General features: G+C 73.2%; 14 protein-coding genes. 6 read left to right on the forward strand and 8 right to left on the reverse strand.

What is annotated here, in order from left to right:
* Nucleotides 1–30: 30 nt before the first annotated feature.
* From ACIGDI_RS21645 to ACIGDI_RS21655, 3 genes are all read right to left on the reverse strand, one after another.
* Nucleotides 31–921, reverse strand: a complete 891-nt coding sequence (locus ACIGDI_RS21645; protein WP_399898971.1) for a hypothetical protein — start codon at nt 919–921, stop codon at nt 31–33.
* A 31-nt stretch (nt 922–952) separates the two neighbouring features.
* The gene (locus tag ACIGDI_RS21650) at nt 953–2,479 is read right to left on the reverse strand and encodes a hypothetical protein (RefSeq protein ID WP_200698296.1); all 1,527 of its coding nucleotides are present in this window, start codon (nt 2,477–2,479) and stop codon (nt 953–955) included.
* A 114-nt stretch (nt 2,480–2,593) separates the two neighbouring features.
* Nucleotides 2,594–3,289, reverse strand: coding sequence for a GntR family transcriptional regulator (locus tag ACIGDI_RS21655; protein ID WP_399898977.1), 696 nt, complete (start codon nt 3,287–3,289; stop codon nt 2,594–2,596).
* Between the two features lie 247 nt (nt 3,290–3,536).
* Between ACIGDI_RS21655 and ACIGDI_RS21660 the strand changes: the two genes are divergently transcribed.
* The 5 genes from ACIGDI_RS21660 to ACIGDI_RS21680 are packed head-to-tail and all read left to right on the forward strand — an operon-like array spanning nt 3,537 to nt 7,919.
* A complete protein-coding gene (locus ACIGDI_RS21660) occupies nt 3,537–4,832 on the forward strand; it encodes an MFS transporter (protein WP_399898980.1) in 1,296 nt (431 codons plus the stop codon).
* Complete coding sequence (locus tag ACIGDI_RS21665; RefSeq protein WP_399898983.1) at nt 4,829–5,662, forward strand: putative hydro-lyase; 834 nt, start codon at nt 4,829–4,831, stop codon at nt 5,660–5,662. The genes ACIGDI_RS21660 and ACIGDI_RS21665 overlap by 4 nt, the downstream gene beginning before the upstream one ends.
* A gap of 18 nt (nt 5,663–5,680) precedes the next feature.
* Nucleotides 5,681–6,439 (forward strand): LamB/YcsF family protein, encoded by a 759-nt coding sequence (locus ACIGDI_RS21670; protein WP_399898986.1) that lies wholly within the window; start codon nt 5,681–5,683, stop codon nt 6,437–6,439.
* Nucleotides 6,436–7,053, forward strand: a complete 618-nt coding sequence (locus ACIGDI_RS21675) for an allophanate hydrolase subunit 1 (RefSeq protein WP_390627888.1) — start codon at nt 6,436–6,438, stop codon at nt 7,051–7,053. The genes ACIGDI_RS21670 and ACIGDI_RS21675 overlap by 4 nt, the downstream gene beginning before the upstream one ends.
* Nucleotides 7,050–7,919, forward strand: coding sequence for a biotin-dependent carboxyltransferase family protein (locus ACIGDI_RS21680; RefSeq protein WP_399898990.1), 870 nt, complete (start codon nt 7,050–7,052; stop codon nt 7,917–7,919). The genes ACIGDI_RS21675 and ACIGDI_RS21680 overlap by 4 nt, the downstream gene beginning before the upstream one ends.
* A 65-nt stretch (nt 7,920–7,984) precedes the next feature.
* Here ACIGDI_RS21680 and ACIGDI_RS21685 read toward each other — a convergent pair whose 3' ends face one another.
* The 5 genes from ACIGDI_RS21685 to ACIGDI_RS21705 form a co-directional block, all read right to left on the reverse strand.
* Entirely contained in the window at nt 7,985–8,833 is an 849-nt protein-coding gene (locus tag ACIGDI_RS21685) for an SGNH/GDSL hydrolase family protein (protein WP_399898993.1), read from the reverse strand.
* Nucleotides 8,830–9,987 (reverse strand): glycosyltransferase, encoded by a 1,158-nt coding sequence (locus ACIGDI_RS21690; protein ID WP_399898996.1) that lies wholly within the window; start codon nt 9,985–9,987, stop codon nt 8,830–8,832. The genes ACIGDI_RS21685 and ACIGDI_RS21690 overlap by 4 nt, the downstream gene beginning before the upstream one ends.
* Nucleotides 9,984–11,129, reverse strand: coding sequence for a glycosyltransferase family 4 protein (locus ACIGDI_RS21695; RefSeq protein ID WP_399898999.1), 1,146 nt, complete (start codon nt 11,127–11,129; stop codon nt 9,984–9,986). The genes ACIGDI_RS21690 and ACIGDI_RS21695 overlap by 4 nt, the downstream gene beginning before the upstream one ends.
* 668 nt (nt 11,130–11,797) lie before the next feature.
* Nucleotides 11,798–13,216 carry a HEAT repeat domain-containing protein gene (locus ACIGDI_RS21700; RefSeq protein WP_399899002.1) on the reverse strand — a complete coding sequence of 473 codons (1,419 nt, stop codon included), beginning with the start codon at nt 13,214–13,216 and terminating at the stop codon, nt 11,798–11,800.
* Between the two features lie 301 nt (nt 13,217–13,517).
* A complete protein-coding gene (locus ACIGDI_RS21705) occupies nt 13,518–13,910 on the reverse strand; it encodes an ankyrin repeat domain-containing protein (protein WP_058926571.1) in 393 nt (130 codons plus the stop codon).
* Nucleotides 13,911–14,170: 260 nt separating this feature from the next.
* Between ACIGDI_RS21705 and ACIGDI_RS21710 the strand changes: the two genes are divergently transcribed.
* Nucleotides 14,171–14,365, forward strand: a complete 195-nt coding sequence (locus ACIGDI_RS21710) for a hypothetical protein (RefSeq protein ID WP_016434155.1) — start codon at nt 14,171–14,173, stop codon at nt 14,363–14,365.
* Nucleotides 14,366–14,382: the final 17 nt, after the last annotated feature.

A 14,382-nucleotide genomic window follows, 5' to 3' on the forward strand; every position in this document is an offset into this window, starting at 1 on the left:
CTCTCGTAAGTCTTCGGCAGGTCGGGGGGTTCAGGACGGGGACGACGAGTGGAACGGCAGTCCGGCGTCGGCCGCCAGGTGCAGGTCGTCGGTGTCCTCGGGGGGCAGCAGGCTGGGCGTGCCGTCGGTCACCGGGACGACGCCCAGCTCCAGCAGTTCGGCCATCGCGGCGCTGCCCGCCATGTCCCGCACCTGGAGCTGGTAGCGGGCGGTGGTCCGGTAGGTGCCGCCGTTGTCGTCACCGGTGCGCTGGAGGAACCCGGAGTCGGTGAGGAAGGCGACCGCCTTGCCGACGATGCCGGTCGTCGAACCGGCGAGTCTGCGCGCGTCCTTGGTGGCGCCGGCCGCGCTGCGTCTCATCCAGATCCGCCACGCGGCCTCCAGCCCGGGGGCGTCGGTGGCCGGGTCGGTGTTCTCGCCCTGCTCCTCGGCGCGTTCCTCCAGCCGTCGGCAGGCCTGCCGGACGAACGCGTCGACGCCGTTGACGGTCACGCGCCCGATGTAGCCGTCGTCGGCCAGGTCCTCGGGGCGCGGGAAGGCCATGGCGGCGACGGCGAGGTGGGCCAGTCCGTGCAGGAAGCGGTCGCCGCCGTCGGCGGACGTGCGACGCGCGTAGTCGCCCATGCGGACGGCGAACACGGAGTCCTCGGCCGCGGTCACGGCCATCCCCGCGCGCGGGGACACCTCCAGCACGATCAGTCCGAGCCCGGCGGCCACGGCGTCCGCGAGGCGCGCGAAGGGCGGGTCCTCCCGGTAGCGCCGGAGCAGTTCCGCGTACTCCTGGTCCCGCGCGGGCTGCAGTTTGGGTTGCAGCCCGAAGGCGACGAGCCGCGCCGCGTCGGCGGCGTCGGCGGGTGTGACGGGGGCGGGCGCCGAGGGCGCCGGGACCTCCGTGTCACTCCGATCGACGTGCTCGGTCACTGCTCGGGCTCCTTGTCGCGTCGTTGCTCGGTCATGCCGCTTCCGTCCGGTCCGCGGCCATCCCCGCCGCGTCCAGCAGGGCGGTCCCGACGATCAGGTCGGCGCCGCCGAACTCGGGATCGTCCAGCTCCGTGCCGTCGTCCACGGCGAACAGCAGTTTCTCCTCGCCCTGCCGGTAGGCCGTGCCGACGGGCGGGCTGGCCGCGTGCACCGCGAGCAGGGCCACGAGGTACGGCAGATCCGGATCCCGTCGGCGGGCCTCCGCGAGCAGTCCGGAGAGCCGGCGCGGCGCGTCGGCCGGCAGGTCGAGCAGTTCCGTCGCCGCGGCCAGCTGCTCCTCGCTGAACCGGCTGTCGTCCGGTGTCGCGATGAGATCGGGCTCCGGCATCTCGGCGCCGAGGTGCTCCCGCTCCACCGGCGGCGTCAACAGTATGTCGACCAGGTCGCCCACCCGGACCGACACCGGCGTGCGCAGGCCCGTCCCGCGCGCGAAGAAGGCGTCCGTGACACGGACCGCGTGCTCCAGCGGCAGGGGCAGCACGGGAGCGACCAGATGTCCGTACAGGTCGATCCCCGACGAGGTCATGGGGGTGGCGAACGCCTGCCGGTCCTGCTCCGCGCGGAACAGCGGCCCGGCCTCCAGCAGCCGGGACTGCAGCTGTGTGTGCCGGCGGATGCAGTCCTTGACGATGTCGACGAGTTCGGCGGCGCGCCGCTTGTGCTCGGCGTCCTCCGTCTCGTCGCGCGCCTTCCGGATGTTGGTGAGGATGGCGTTCTCGTGGCGGTACCGGTCGGCCACGTGGTCCAGCGCCTCGGCGATCATGTCGGGCACGGAGTTGAGCCAGTCCACGGCCCGTACGTTGCGCCGGGTCGCGTCCAGGGCGCGGCGCAGGGTCTCCGAGTACTGGACGGTGCGGTAGCGGGCCTGCTCGGCGGCGAGCTGCGCGTCGGCGAGGCGGCCCCGGTTGATGAGCACCTCCAGCTTGACCTCGGCGGCGATCTGGGCGCTGGTCACGTCCGTGTCGAGGGCGCCGACCAGGACGTTGACCGCTTCGTCGGTCGTACGGAGGTACACCGTGCCGCCGGGGCCGGGCACCTCCTCGATCAGCTTGAAGTCGTAGTCGCGCCGGACGTAGCTGCCGTCGGTCGTGAACGTGCCGTAGACGGCCCGGAAGCCGCGGTCGACGCTTCCGACGTTGATCAGGTTCTCCAGCACCCAGCGGGCCACGCGCTCGTGCTCGGCGACGGGCCGCTGCGGGGCCTGGGCGGCGATGCGGGGGATGAGGCGGGCGACTATCTGGTCGTGGTCGGCGCCCGTGTCGAAGTCCATGTTCAGGGTGACCAGGTCGATGGCCGCGAGGGCCACCTCCGCCATGCCGTAGACCGAGTACTCACCGGCGAGGTTGGCCTTGCGGGCGTCGAGGTCGTGCAGCGGCGCGGTGCAGGCGAGCGCGCGCAGCCGCCGCGCCAGTCCCTCGTCGGCGGCCGGGCCCGGTGCGGGGCGCGGCCCCGCGCTGAGCTGGGGCGGAACACGGTCCGTCGGTGCAGGCGAAGTCACGGTGCACAGACTAGGTCCTCGGTCTGACAACGGCCCAAACGACTCAGACGGGCCCTGGCGTCACACTTCGCCCGCCAGTGCGAGGAAGCCCCCGTCGCGCCCGGTACCGGCCCCCTACGCCTCCTCACCGACCCGCCTGCGGTACACCTCGACGACCCGCTCCAGGGAGTCCTCGAGATAGACCGCGAGCAGCTTCTCGGCCTCGGCCCGGTCCCCGGCCTCCAGCGCCTGGAGGATCTGGCGGTTGCGGGCGAGATAGGGCTCGTGGAGCCGCTTGGGGTCGTCGACGACGTGGAAGGCGAGGCGCAGTTCGGCGAAGACGCTGCGCATCAGCTCGTCGGTGCGGGCGCTGCCCGCGAGGGCCACCAGTTCCCGGTGGAAGTGGATGTTGGCGGTACCCAGTGCTTTCCAGTCACCCTCGCGCGCCGCATGCAGCCCCTCCTCGACGGCCGCCGACAGCGCTTCGAGCCTGTACGGCGGCTCTCCGAGCCCGCGGACGACGGCGCACTCGACGAGGCCGCGGGTGCGGTAGATGTCCTCGACGTCCTCGACCGCCAGGACCCGCACGAACACACCGCGGTTGAGCTCGTGGACGAGCAGGCGTTCGTGCGTGAGCAGCCTGAACGCCTCGCGCAGGGTGTTGCGGGAGACCCCGAGCGCGCCGCCGATGCTGTCCTCCGACAGCCGCGTGCCGGGCGGGAAGAAGCCTTCGGCGATGCGGCTTCTGAGAATGTCCGAAACCCGTTCGGCGGTGCTGGTGCGCCCCAGGAGGGCGCGGTCCTCGGCGAGTGACGTCAGCTGCTCTGCCATGCCGGAATTCAATCGCAGATCACAAGAACGAACCAACATGGGTATTGAGGGATCGTTGAACAATCCTCTACGGTTCTCTTCGCGGCACCGTCCCGACCCTCCGCGGCGCCGACCGCTCCCGCACGGCACGGCTCTCTCCGCACAACTCGGCTCTTCCGCACGGCACGGCTCACCCGCACAACTCGGCTCTCCCGCACGGCACGGCTCACTCCCGAAGCACCCTCCGTCCTCCCTCTGCGAGGTGCCCATGAGCACGACCCCTCCACCGCAGGCCCTGACGACCGGCGCGCGCGCCGGAGAACTCCCTGACCAAGACGGCGCGTTCGGCTGGCTGCGCGCCCTCGGCCCGCGCGGCCGACGCGCCTTCGCCGGCGCTTTCGGCGGCTATGCCCTGGATTCGTACGACTACTTCACCCTGCCGCTGAGCATGGTCGCCCTGTCCGCGTACTTCGGCCTGAACAGCGGCCAGACCGGCCTCTTCACCACCGTCACGCTCGTGGTCTCCGCGGTCGGCGGCGCCCTGGCCGGCGTGGTGGCGGACCGGGTGGGCCGGGTCAAGGCGCTGATGATCACGGTCATCACGTACGCGGTCTTCACCGTGGCCTGCGGCTTCGCGCCCAACTACGAGACACTGCTGGTCTTCCGGGCGCTGCAGGGCCTCGGCTTCGGCGGCGAGTGGGCGGTCGGCGCGATCCTCGTCGCCGAGTACGCGAGCGCCAGGCACCGAGGGCGCACCCTGGGCGCGATACAGAGCTCCTGGGCCGTGGGCTGGGCGCTGGCCGTGATCATGTACACGGTCGTGTTCTCGTACGCGGGGGACGACCTGGCCTGGCGCATCATGTTCTGGACGGGCGCCCTGCCCGCGCTGCTGGTGATCTGGATGCGGCGCCGGGTGCACGACGCTCCGGAGGCGGTCGCCGTACGGGAGAAGGCCACCGAGAAGGGCTCGTTCACCGCGATCTTCAAGCCGGGCCTGCTGCGCACCACCGTCTTCGCCGGTCTGCTGTCCACCGGCGTCCAGGGCGGCTACTACACGCTGGCCACCTGGGTGCCGACGTACCTGAAGACCGACCGCGACCTGTCGGTGGTCGGCACCGGCGGCTATCTGACCTTCCTGATCTCCGGCGCCTTCCTCGGCTATCTGACCGGCGGCTACCTCACCGACCGGCTCGGCCGCCGGCGCAACATCTGGCTGTTCGCCCTGCTGTCCGCGGTCTGCATCCTGGCGTACGCCAACATCCCGCAGGGCGCCAACACCCTGCTCCTGGTGCTCGGTTTCCCGCTCGGATTCTGCATGTCGGCCATCTTCAGCGGCTTCGGTTCCTACCTGAGCGAGCTGTACCCGACGGCCGTGCGGGGCACCGGCCAGGGATTCACGTACAACACCGGGCGCGCCGTCGGCGCGGTCTTCCCCACGGCGGTCGGCTTCCTGGCCGACAGCTGGGGTGTGGGCGGCACCCTGGTGTTCGGCGCGATCGGCTACGGCATCGCGGCGCTGGCGCTGCTCGGCCTGCCGGAGACGCGCGGGAAGGAGCTGGCGTGAACCGCACCGACGACACGGTCGCCGACCGCCCCCTGACCCTGGTCGACGAGCACACGCACGCGTGGAGCCCGAGAACCGCCCGCGCCCGCTTCCGGGAAGGCCTCTCCGGCCCGACCGCCGGGGTCGCGGCGGGCCACACCCAGGTCAACCTGATCTCGGTGCCCGCCGACTGGGCGTACGACATGCTTCTGTTCTGCCAGCGCAACCCCAAGCCGTGCCCGGTCCTCGACGTGACGGACGCCGGTTCCTGGACCACCGTGCTCGCCGACGGCGCGGACCTGCGCACCGATCTGCCGCGCTACCGGGTCTGGCGGGACGGCGGGTTGGTGGACGAGCCGACGGACGTGCGCGCGCACTGGCGCGAGGATCTGGTGTCGTTCCTGATCGGCTGCAGTTTCACCTTCGAGTGGGCGCTGGCCGAGGCGGGCGTGCCGATCCGGCACGTCGAGCAGGGCCGCAACGTCCCGATGTACGTGACCGACCGTCAGTGCCGCCCGGCGGGGCGGTTGCACGGCCCCATGGTGGTGTCCATGCGGCCGGTGCCGCCGCAGCACCTGGCGGCGGCGATCCGGGAGAGCAGTCTGCTCCCGGCGGTGCACGGCAGTCCCGTGCACTGCGGCGACCCCTCGGGGCTCGGCATCGGCGACCTCGGCCGGCCCGACTTCGGCGACGCGGTGGACGCGGCACCGGACGACATCCCGGTGTTCTGGGCCTGCGGTGTGACCCCGCAGGCCGCGGTGATGGCCTCCCGCCCGCCGTTCGCCATCACGCACGCACCGGGACAGATGTTCCTGACGGACGCCCGCGACGAGCAGTACCGCGTGGCCTGAGACGAGACACGAAGGACCATGACCTCGATCGATCTGAACGCCGACCTCGGCGAGGGCTTCGGCCGCTGGCAGCTCACCGACGACGAGCGGCTGCTGTCCGTCGTCACCAGCGCCAACGTGGCCTGCGGCTTCCACGCCGGCGACGCGGCCACCATGCGGCGCGTGTGCGAGCTCGCGGCCGAGCGCGGCGTCCGGATCGGCGCCCAGGTCTCCTACCGGGACCTGGCCGGCTTCGGGCGGCGGGCGATGGACGTGCCGCCCGCCGAACTGGCGGCCGAAGTGGCCTACCAGATCGGCGCCCTGGAGGTCTTCGCACGCGCGGCGGGCACGCGCGTGTCGTACGTCAAACCGCACGGCGCGCTCTACAACCGCGTGGTGCGCGACGAGGAACAGGCCGGCGCGGTCGTCGACGGCGTCCGGCTCGCCGACGCCACGCTGCCCGTGCTGGGTCTGCCCGGCTCGCGGCTGCTGGAGTACGCCGAGAAGGCCGGTCTCCCGGCCGTCACCGAGGCGTTCGCCGACCGCGCGTACACCGAGGAGGGCACGCTGGTGCCGCGCACCCACGAAGGCGCCGTGGTGACCGACCCGGAGACGGTCGTTGAGCGCTCGGTCGGCCTGGCCCGCGACGGCGTGGTCGACGCGCGCTCCGGGGCGCGCGTGGAGGTACGCGCGCGTTCCCTGTGCCTGCACGGCGACACTCCGGGCGCGGTCGAACTGGCCCGGCTGGTGCGGGAGCGCCTGCAGGCCTCCGGCGTCCGGGTGGAGGCCTTCGCATGAGGGTGCTGCCCGTCGGCGAACGCGCCGTCCTGGTCGAGGTGGCCTCCGGGGAGGAGGCGCAGGCGCTGCACGCCGAGTTGCTGCGCCGCCGCGCCGAAGGGGCGCTGTCGGCCCGCGAGATCGTCCCCGCCGCCCGCACGGTCCTCCTGGACGGCGTGGACGACCCGGTCCGCCTCACCGCCGAACTGACGGCCGCCGAGGTTCCCCCCGCTCCCCCACGCGCGCGTGAGGCGGTCGAGATCCCGGTGCGCTACGACGGTCCCGACCTGGCGGACGTGGCCGCGCACTGGGGCGTCGACACCCGCGAGGTGGCCCGCATCCACGCCGACACCGAGTTCAGCGTCGCCTTCTGCGGGTTCGCCCCCGGATTCGGCTACCTGACCGGCCTGCCGCGGCACTACGACGTCCCGCGCCGGGCCACCCCGCGCACGGCCGTCCCAGCGGGCGCCGTGGCGCTCGCGGGCCCCTACACGGGCGTGTACCCGCGCTCCTCCCCCGGCGGCTGGCAGCTGATCGGCAGTACGGACGCGGTCCTGTGGGACCACGCGCGCGTGCCGGCCGCGCTGCTGTCTCCCGGCACGCGCGTGCGGTTCGTCCCGGTGGGGCGCTCATGACGGACCGTGCGCTCGTCGTCGTACGCGCCGGCGCCCTGACCACCGTCCAGGACGGGGGCCGCCCGGGCCACGCCCACCTCGGTGTGCCGCGCTCCGGGGCGCTCGACGGCCCCGCGGCGGGGCTCGTCAACCGTCTCGTCGGCAATCCGCCCGGCGCCGCCGTCCTGGAGACCACGGTCAACGGCTGCTCCGTACGGCCGCGTTCGGCGGTCACGGTGGCGGTCGGGGGCGCGCCCTGCCCGGTGACGGTGGAGGGCCGCCCGGTGGCCTGGGGCGCGCCCGTACGCGTCCCCGCCGGTGCCCTCCTGGACGTCGGCACCGTCGTCTCGGGTGTACGCAGCTACGTCGCCGTCTCCGGGGGCGTCGCCGTCGACCCGGTGCTGGGGAGCCGTTCCACGGACCTGCTGTCGGGTCTGGGCCCGCCGCCGCTCACGGACGGCACGGTGCTGCCCCTGGGCACGCCGGGGGCCCTGCACGCGCGCGTGGACGCCGCCCCGCAGCCGGCGCCACCGGCCGAACTCGTCCTGAGGGTGACGCTCGGTCCGCGCGACGACTGGTTCACGCAGGCGGCACTGCGCGCCTTCACGTCCCGCACCTACCGGGTGTCCCCGGCGAGCAACCGCATCGGCCTGCGCACGGAGGGGCCCGCCCTGGAGCGAGCCCGTCCCGGCGAACTCCCCAGCGAGGGCATGGTTCTGGGCGCCGTCCAAGTGCCGCCCGACGGCAGACCGGTGGTCTTCCTGTCCGACCACCCGACCACCGGGGGCTACCCCGTGATCGCGGTCGTCCGGGCCCAGGACCTCCCGGCCGCCGCCCAGGCGACACCGGGCACCCCGGTCCGCTTCGTGGGGAAACCCGCGCGCTAAGCCCCCGAAAGGGGCGCGGGGAACCGCGCGACCAGCCGCACCGAACCCGCAGGGACCCGTGCGGTTCACACGACGTCCGCCTGCTCCACGACCGACACCCCGGCCAGCGCCGCCGAAACGGCGGCCGCTGCCCGCAGATCCAGCCGCGCGCTCGTCCCCCGCACCCCGTGCCGCACCTCATCGGCGGCCAGCCGAAGCAGCTGCGGCAGCAGATCGGTGCATCGCCGCGCCACCCAGGCGGTCCCCGCCGTGGCCAGCCACCACAGGCTCGCCGACCTGGTGGGGGCGGGATGCTCCGGCTCGGGCGCTGGCGCGGCCCCCGTCGCGAGGCCCGCCTCCGCGAGCAGCGCGTGGAAGCGCACCGCCAGCTGCCGGTGTCCCCGCTCGCCGGGGTGCAGCCGGTCAGCGCTCCACATGGCGCGGTCCGTGATCCAGTCGGCCTCGGCCGCGTGCAGATGCACCGCCCCGTAGCGCTCGGACAGCACGTGGACCACCTGGTTGACCGCCCGCTGCCGTCTGGCCAGCGGACGGGCCAGGGAGCCCGGCAGCCCGAGCATCGAGCCGGGATCGGGCAGACAGGCGGTGAGCAGGGTCGCGCCCCGCGCGGCGAAGGCGGCGTACACCTGGTCCAGTCGTTCGGCGACGGCGTGGATGTCGAACGTGCGGCGCAAAGTGTCGTTGACCCCGATCACCACGGACACCAGGTCCGGTTCCAGGACGAGACCGGCCGGCGTCTGGACCTCCAGCACCTCCCGGGTCTGCGCCCCGCTGACCGCCAGGTTGGTGAACTCGACGTCCGCGTCGGCGAGTCCGCCGGCGAGCAGCGCGGCCCAGCCGCGCCACCCGTCCCCGGCCGGGTCGCCCACGCCCTCGGTCAGGGAGTCCCCGAGGGCGACGAAACGCGTGGCTCTCATGCCACGCCCCCGGGGACGAAGCGACGCGTCGGTACCGTCGCGTCGTGTGCGGCGAGGAACGCGTCCACGGCCGCGTTCCACCCGAAGCACTCCGCACGCGCGCGTGCCGCGTCGCGCCGTTCCCCTTCCGGGAGTTGGAGCAGTGTGTCCACGGCGTCCGCGAACGCCTCCCCGTTGTCCGCCGCGACGGCCCCCGCGGAGCCGATGACCTCCGGCAGCGCCGACGACGCGCTCACCACGACGGGCGTCGCGCAGGCCATCGCCTCCAGCGCGGCCAGACCGAACGTCTCGGCGGGCCCGGGAGCCAGGCACACGTCGGCCGAGGCCTGCAGCGCGCCGAGCCTCGCCCGGTCCGAGACGTGCCCGAGGAAGGTCACCGGCAACCGGCGCTCGCGCGCCCGCAGTTCGAGCCGCGCCCGCAGCGGCCCGTCGCCGGCGACGACCAGCACCGCCGGACGGCCTCGGCGGAGCAGCGCCTCCAGGGCGTCCAGGGCCGTGCCGGGCCGTTTCTCCACGGACAGCCGTGTGCAGGTCACGAGCAGTGTCTCGGTCGCGCGCGCGTACTGTGCCCGCAGCCCCACGTCGCGCAGCGCGGGACGCCGTTCCACCAGGTCGACCCCCAGCGGTGCCCGTACGACGTTGCGGGCGCCGATCCGCACGAACTCCCGCTCGGCGAACTCGGTCGTGCACACCACGCGCGCGTAGGTGTGCGCCGTACGGATGTTGAGGGCGTCCGCGGCGCGCCGGGCGGCGCCCTCGGACAGGCCCCAGGTGCGCAGCACGCCGTCGGCGGTCTCGTGGGAGACCATCACGGCGGGCACCCGGTGCCGCCGGGCCCACTTGCCGGTCCACCTGAGGGTCGTCCGGTCGGAGACCTCCAGCCGGTCCGGCGCCAGTTCCTCCAGCAGGGCGGCGACCCGCCGCTTGTCGGTCAGCACGCGATAGCCGCCCGTACCGGGGAGCAGCGGCCCGGGCAGGGTGATGACGCGGCCCTGTTCGGTGTCGCGGTCGTCGGCGCGTGCGCCGGGGACGATGAGCACGGGCTCGTGTCCAGCCGCCCGGTAGCCCTTGCCGAGTTCGCGCAGGGCGGTGCGCAGTCCGCCGGAGGCGGGCGCGACGAAGTTGGCCAGCCGGACGATCCGCAGCGAGGTCATGCCGCCACCGCCGTCTTCTTCCGGGCGGCGAGCACGTCCGCGTAGTGCCCGATCAGCTGGTCGCCGACGGCCGCCCAGGTGCGTCCCTCGACCGTGGCGCGGGCGGTGGCCCCGAACACGAAGCGCCGCTCGGGATCGGCGATCAGGGACTTCACCGCGTCGCGGACGGCGTCCGCGTCGTGCGGCGGCACCAGCAGTCCGGTGCGTTCGTGGGCGACCAGGTCGAGCGGTCCGCCGGCGGCGGGGGCGACGACCGGGACGCCGCTGGCCATGGCCTCCTGCACGGTCTGGCAGAAGGTCTCGAACGGGCCGGTGTGCGCGAAGACGTCCAGGGAGGCGTAGATCCGGGCGAGTTCGTCGCCGGTACGGCGGCCGAGGAAGACCGCGCCCGGCAGCGCCTCGGTCAGGCTCGGCGCGCTCGGGCCGTCACCGACGACCACGACCCGCACGCCTTCGAGTCCGCACACTCCGGACAGGAGCTCGACGTGCTTCTCGGGGGCGAGCCGGCCGACGTAGCCGACGATCAGCTCGCCGTTCGGGGCGAGTTCGCGGCGCAGGTCCGGATCGCGCAGGCCGGGACGGAACCGGACGGTGTCGACACCGCGCGGCCACAGCTTGACCCGGGGGACCTCGTGGGCTTCGAGGTCGCGCAGGGAGGCGCTGGAGGGGGCGAGGGTGAGGTCGGCGGCGGCGTGGACGGACCGGATGCGCCGCCAGGCCGCGGCCTCGCCGGCGCCCATGTAGGTGCGGGCGTACCCGGCCAGGTCGGTTTGGTAGACGGCCACGGCGGGGATGCCGAGCCGGGCGGCGGCGGCCATGCCGCGGACGCCGAGGACGAAGGGGCTGGCCAGGTGCACGATGTCGGCCCGGTGCTCGACGACGGCGGCGGCGAGGCGCCGGCTGGGCAGGGCGACACGGACCTGGGGGTAGCCCGGGAGCGGGAGGGAGGGGACACGGACGACGGGGCACGGCGCCTGGGCGTCGGGCCCGGTCCCGGCCCGGCCGAGCAGAGCGGTGCCGGCCGGGGCGACGACGAGCGGATGGTGACCGCGATCTACGAGGTGCCGGGCGGTCTGGAGCGCGCAGTGGGCCACGCCGTTCACATCGGGGGGAAAGGATTCGGTCACGATGACGACACGCATACCGGTGTTCTCGCCGTGCCGGACGTGGCCGCGTCAACGTGGATCTTTGCGAACGATGAACGTCCCGTGAGCGTTCCTTCGCACACCCGAGCAGGTCAGACCACGTCCATGACCGCCTGACCCGCAGGCCATCCCTCGTTCACCCGACGCCCTTGCCACCACCCGACGTCACGGTCCGGGGCGGGCCTCCCCAGAACCGGGACTGCCCGGTTTTCGCCGCCCGGGGCGGCCTCACATAGCCACCGCGCGGGGCGATCTCACACGGCCCACCCGGGCGCGCCTCACACTACCGCCGCTCGGATACGGCCTCACGCGGCCCCGGCTCGGGGCGACCTCACACAGCCCACCCTCGGGTACGGCCCCACACGGCCCCCGCTCGGGACGATCTCACGCGGCCACCCGGGCCCGCCTCACACGACCGCCACCCGGATACGGCCTCGCACGGCCCCGGCTCGGGGCGATCTCACGCGGCCACTCGGGCCAACCTCACACGACAGCCCTCGGATACGGCCTCACACGACCCACTCGGGCACGGCCTCACACGGCCCCCGCTCGGGGCAATCCCACGCGGCCACTCGGGCCGGCCTCACACGAGAACCACTCGGCCCGGCCTCACACAACCGCCCCTCGGGCCGGCCTCACACGGCCCCCGCTCAGCCCGGCCTCCCTCACACGACAGGCCCCTCCGGCGCGATCCGGCTGCGTACCGCCGTCTGGACCTCGGCCTCCTCGGCCGGATCGGCGGCGAGGCGGCGGAGTTGTTCGACGACCCGGGCGTCGCCGGTCTCGGCGTGCCGGGCGGCGATCTCGCGGGTGGACTCCTCGCAGTCCCAGAGGCATTCGACGGCGAAGCCGGCGGGGAAGGAGGGATCGGTCGCGGCGAGAGCCCGGGCGGCCCGGCCACGCAGGTGGGAGGAGGCGGTCTCGCGATAGATGTGGCGCAGGACGGGGGCGGCGCAGGCGATGCCGAGCCGGCCGGTGCCGTCCACGAGCGTCCACAGGGTGGGGGCGTCGGGGCCCTCACCGCGTACCGCTTCCCGCAGTGCGCCGAGGACCAGGTCCTTGTCCTCGACTCCGCCGCGGCAGGCGAGCATGCGACCGGCGGCGGCGCCCAGTGGGTCGGGGCGGTGGGCCCAGCCGCGGGCCCGGTCGACGGCGGCGATGCTCCGCATCCGTTCGAAGGCGCCCACGGCGGCCTCCACGACGGCCGGTGAGCCCGTTGCCACAGCGCCCTCGATCAGGTCGAGGGCGTCGGGATCGTTGCCGTCGGCGAGGTAGCGCAGGGCGGTGCAGCGCGCCCCGTCGAAGCCGTCCTCGGCGGCCCGGACGATCTCCGGCCGGTCCTCGGGGCCCGCGACGGCGACCAGACAGCGGGCGGCGGGCACGTGCAGGGCCGCGCCCCGCTCGAAGCCCTGTTGGGCCCACTCGAAGACGGCCTGCACGCTCCACCCCGGACGGGGCCCGGTCGGTCGCATCTGCCGTTGCCAGCGGTCGAAGCAGCCGGCCTCGTGGGCGGCACGCACGCGCGTGGCGATCGATTCGCGGGAATCCTCGGCCCACAGCCGCCAGGGCCGGGGCTCGAAGGCGTCCCGCACGGCGGCGGCCAGCTCGGCCTCGCCCTCGGCGTCGGTGGCGAAGCGGGCGAGAACGGGCGCGGCCAGGGATCGCAGACCGGCGTCGTCGTCCCGCAGGGCCAGCTCGTCCAGGGCCCAGGCCCAGTTGGAGCCGGAGGCGGCGTACCTGCGCAGCAGTTGGAGCGCGTCCCGCCGGCCGTAGGAGGCGAGATGGCCGAGGACCGCGAGGGCCAGGCCCGTGCGTGACTCCTCGGTGTCGAAGGTGTCCTCGACGTCGAAGAGGTGGGCTTCGATCTCGTCCAGCTCGCCGTGCAGGTCGAGGTAGAGACGGGCGTAGTAGAGGGAGCGGTTCTCCACCTGCCAGTCGTGGCGTGGGTCGCGCAGTACACAGTGGTTGAGAGCCGCGAGCGCTTCGGCGCGCGGCGCGGTGAGCGCGTGCAGTGTTCCGTCGCCGCGGCCCCGCTGAAGCAGGCCGAGCAGCGTACCGCTGGGCGCTATGACCGGTTCGAACATGGGAAACAGCCTCACATCAAGCGTCGACGCAACCGGGGGTCCTGCTTCACCTGGCCGCGTGACAACACGTCGGGGCGCCCGCCGTTTCCTGCTTGCTGTAGACCATTTTCCTCTGCCTCTCGTCGGTGGCCCATGCGGACCGCATCACGGCCCGCGCGGTGCGGCATCACCTGCCCAGCCATCGCGTCCGTGAATCACGACGTCATGATGACTCGGCAGTTCGACCTGCCGCGACCGAAATTTCGGCGGCCCTGTACCGCCTCCCCCGTTTTCTGTGTTTTCGCTGGTCAGAACAGACGGATCAGTGTGCGCCGAACAATTCGAGCAGTTCTGTCCGGCCGAACATCCGAGCGGTGTCCACGGCCGACGGCGTGCCCGCGGAGGGGTCGGCGCCGCCCTCCAGGAGGGCCTTGATGACGTCCGTCTCACCCTTGAAGACGGCCCCGGCGAGCGGGGTCTGCCCCCGGTCGTTGATCTCGTCGGCGGCGGCGCCCCTGGCGAGCAGTTCGCGCACCGCGTCCGCGTGCCCGTGATAGGCGGCGAGCATGAGGAGCGAGTCGCCCCGGTCGTTGGTGAGGTTGGCCGGAACGCCCGCGTCGACGTACGCCACAAGCGCCTCGGCCGGACCCTGACGGGCCAGGTCGAAGATCTTGGTCGCCAGCTCCACGACCTCGGGGTCGGGGGCTTCAGTCATCGGCCGGACCGCCTCTCATACAACCGTTCAGGTGAATCGCAAGGGTACTGGCTCGCGCCGCACATGACCCGATGTGCCGGAGGTAAAGATCACCACAGACCCGGTCGGACGCAAATGCCCTGCTCAACAGGGGCAGCAAGGCTCAGCCATCCGAGGGAAATCCACCGAAATTCACCCAGTTGCACCTTTTATCGTATGGATACATCCTGTGATCCTGGAAGTACTCATGGTGACTGTCCCCGCGAACCAGGAGAACTCAAATGATCTTGTCCATCTCAGGCGTGGTCCTGCTCGGCATCATCGTCTTCCTCTTCTTCCGCAAGGACGGCCTGAAGGCCTCGCACGCGCTGGTCTCGGCCCTCTTCGGCTTCTATCTGGCCAGTACGGCGATCGCCCCGAGCATCAAGGCGGGCGGCGAGAGCCTGGCCAGCCTCCTCGGCGGCATCAAGTTCTGACGCCGTTCCTCCGTCCC

The sequence above is a fragment of the Streptomyces sp. NPDC085900 genome (assembly GCF_044540925.1).
Lineage (GTDB): Bacteria > Actinomycetota > Actinomycetes > Streptomycetales > Streptomycetaceae > Streptomyces > Streptomyces gilvifuscus.

What these genes read in the sequence shown, in the direction of transcription:
- ACIGDI_RS21655 (WP_399898977.1), bottom strand. Translation starts at nt 3,289, where the DNA reads ATGGCAGAGCAGCTGACGTCACTCGCCGAGGACCGCGCCCTCCTGGGG.
- ACIGDI_RS21660 (WP_399898980.1), top strand. Translation starts at nt 3,537, where the DNA reads ATGAGCACGACCCCTCCACCGCAGGCCCTGACGACCGGCGCGCGCGCC.
- ACIGDI_RS21670 (WP_399898986.1), top strand. Translation starts at nt 5,681, where the DNA reads ATGACCTCGATCGATCTGAACGCCGACCTCGGCGAGGGCTTCGGCCGC.
- ACIGDI_RS21675 (WP_390627888.1), top strand. Translation starts at nt 6,436, where the DNA reads ATGAGGGTGCTGCCCGTCGGCGAACGCGCCGTCCTGGTCGAGGTGGCC.
- ACIGDI_RS21680 (WP_399898990.1), top strand. Translation starts at nt 7,050, where the DNA reads ATGACGGACCGTGCGCTCGTCGTCGTACGCGCCGGCGCCCTGACCACC.
- ACIGDI_RS21685 (WP_399898993.1), bottom strand. Translation starts at nt 8,833, where the DNA reads ATGAGAGCCACGCGTTTCGTCGCCCTCGGGGACTCCCTGACCGAGGGC.
- ACIGDI_RS21690 (WP_399898996.1), bottom strand. Translation starts at nt 9,987, where the DNA reads ATGACCTCGCTGCGGATCGTCCGGCTGGCCAACTTCGTCGCGCCCGCC.
- ACIGDI_RS21695 (WP_399898999.1), bottom strand. Translation starts at nt 11,129, where the DNA reads ATGCGTGTCGTCATCGTGACCGAATCCTTTCCCCCCGATGTGAACGGC.
- ACIGDI_RS21700 (WP_399899002.1), bottom strand. Translation starts at nt 13,216, where the DNA reads ATGTTCGAACCGGTCATAGCGCCCAGCGGTACGCTGCTCGGCCTGCTT.
- ACIGDI_RS21705 (WP_058926571.1), bottom strand. Translation starts at nt 13,910, where the DNA reads ATGACTGAAGCCCCCGACCCCGAGGTCGTGGAGCTGGCGACCAAGATC.
- ACIGDI_RS21710 (WP_016434155.1), top strand. Translation starts at nt 14,171, where the DNA reads ATGATCTTGTCCATCTCAGGCGTGGTCCTGCTCGGCATCATCGTCTTC.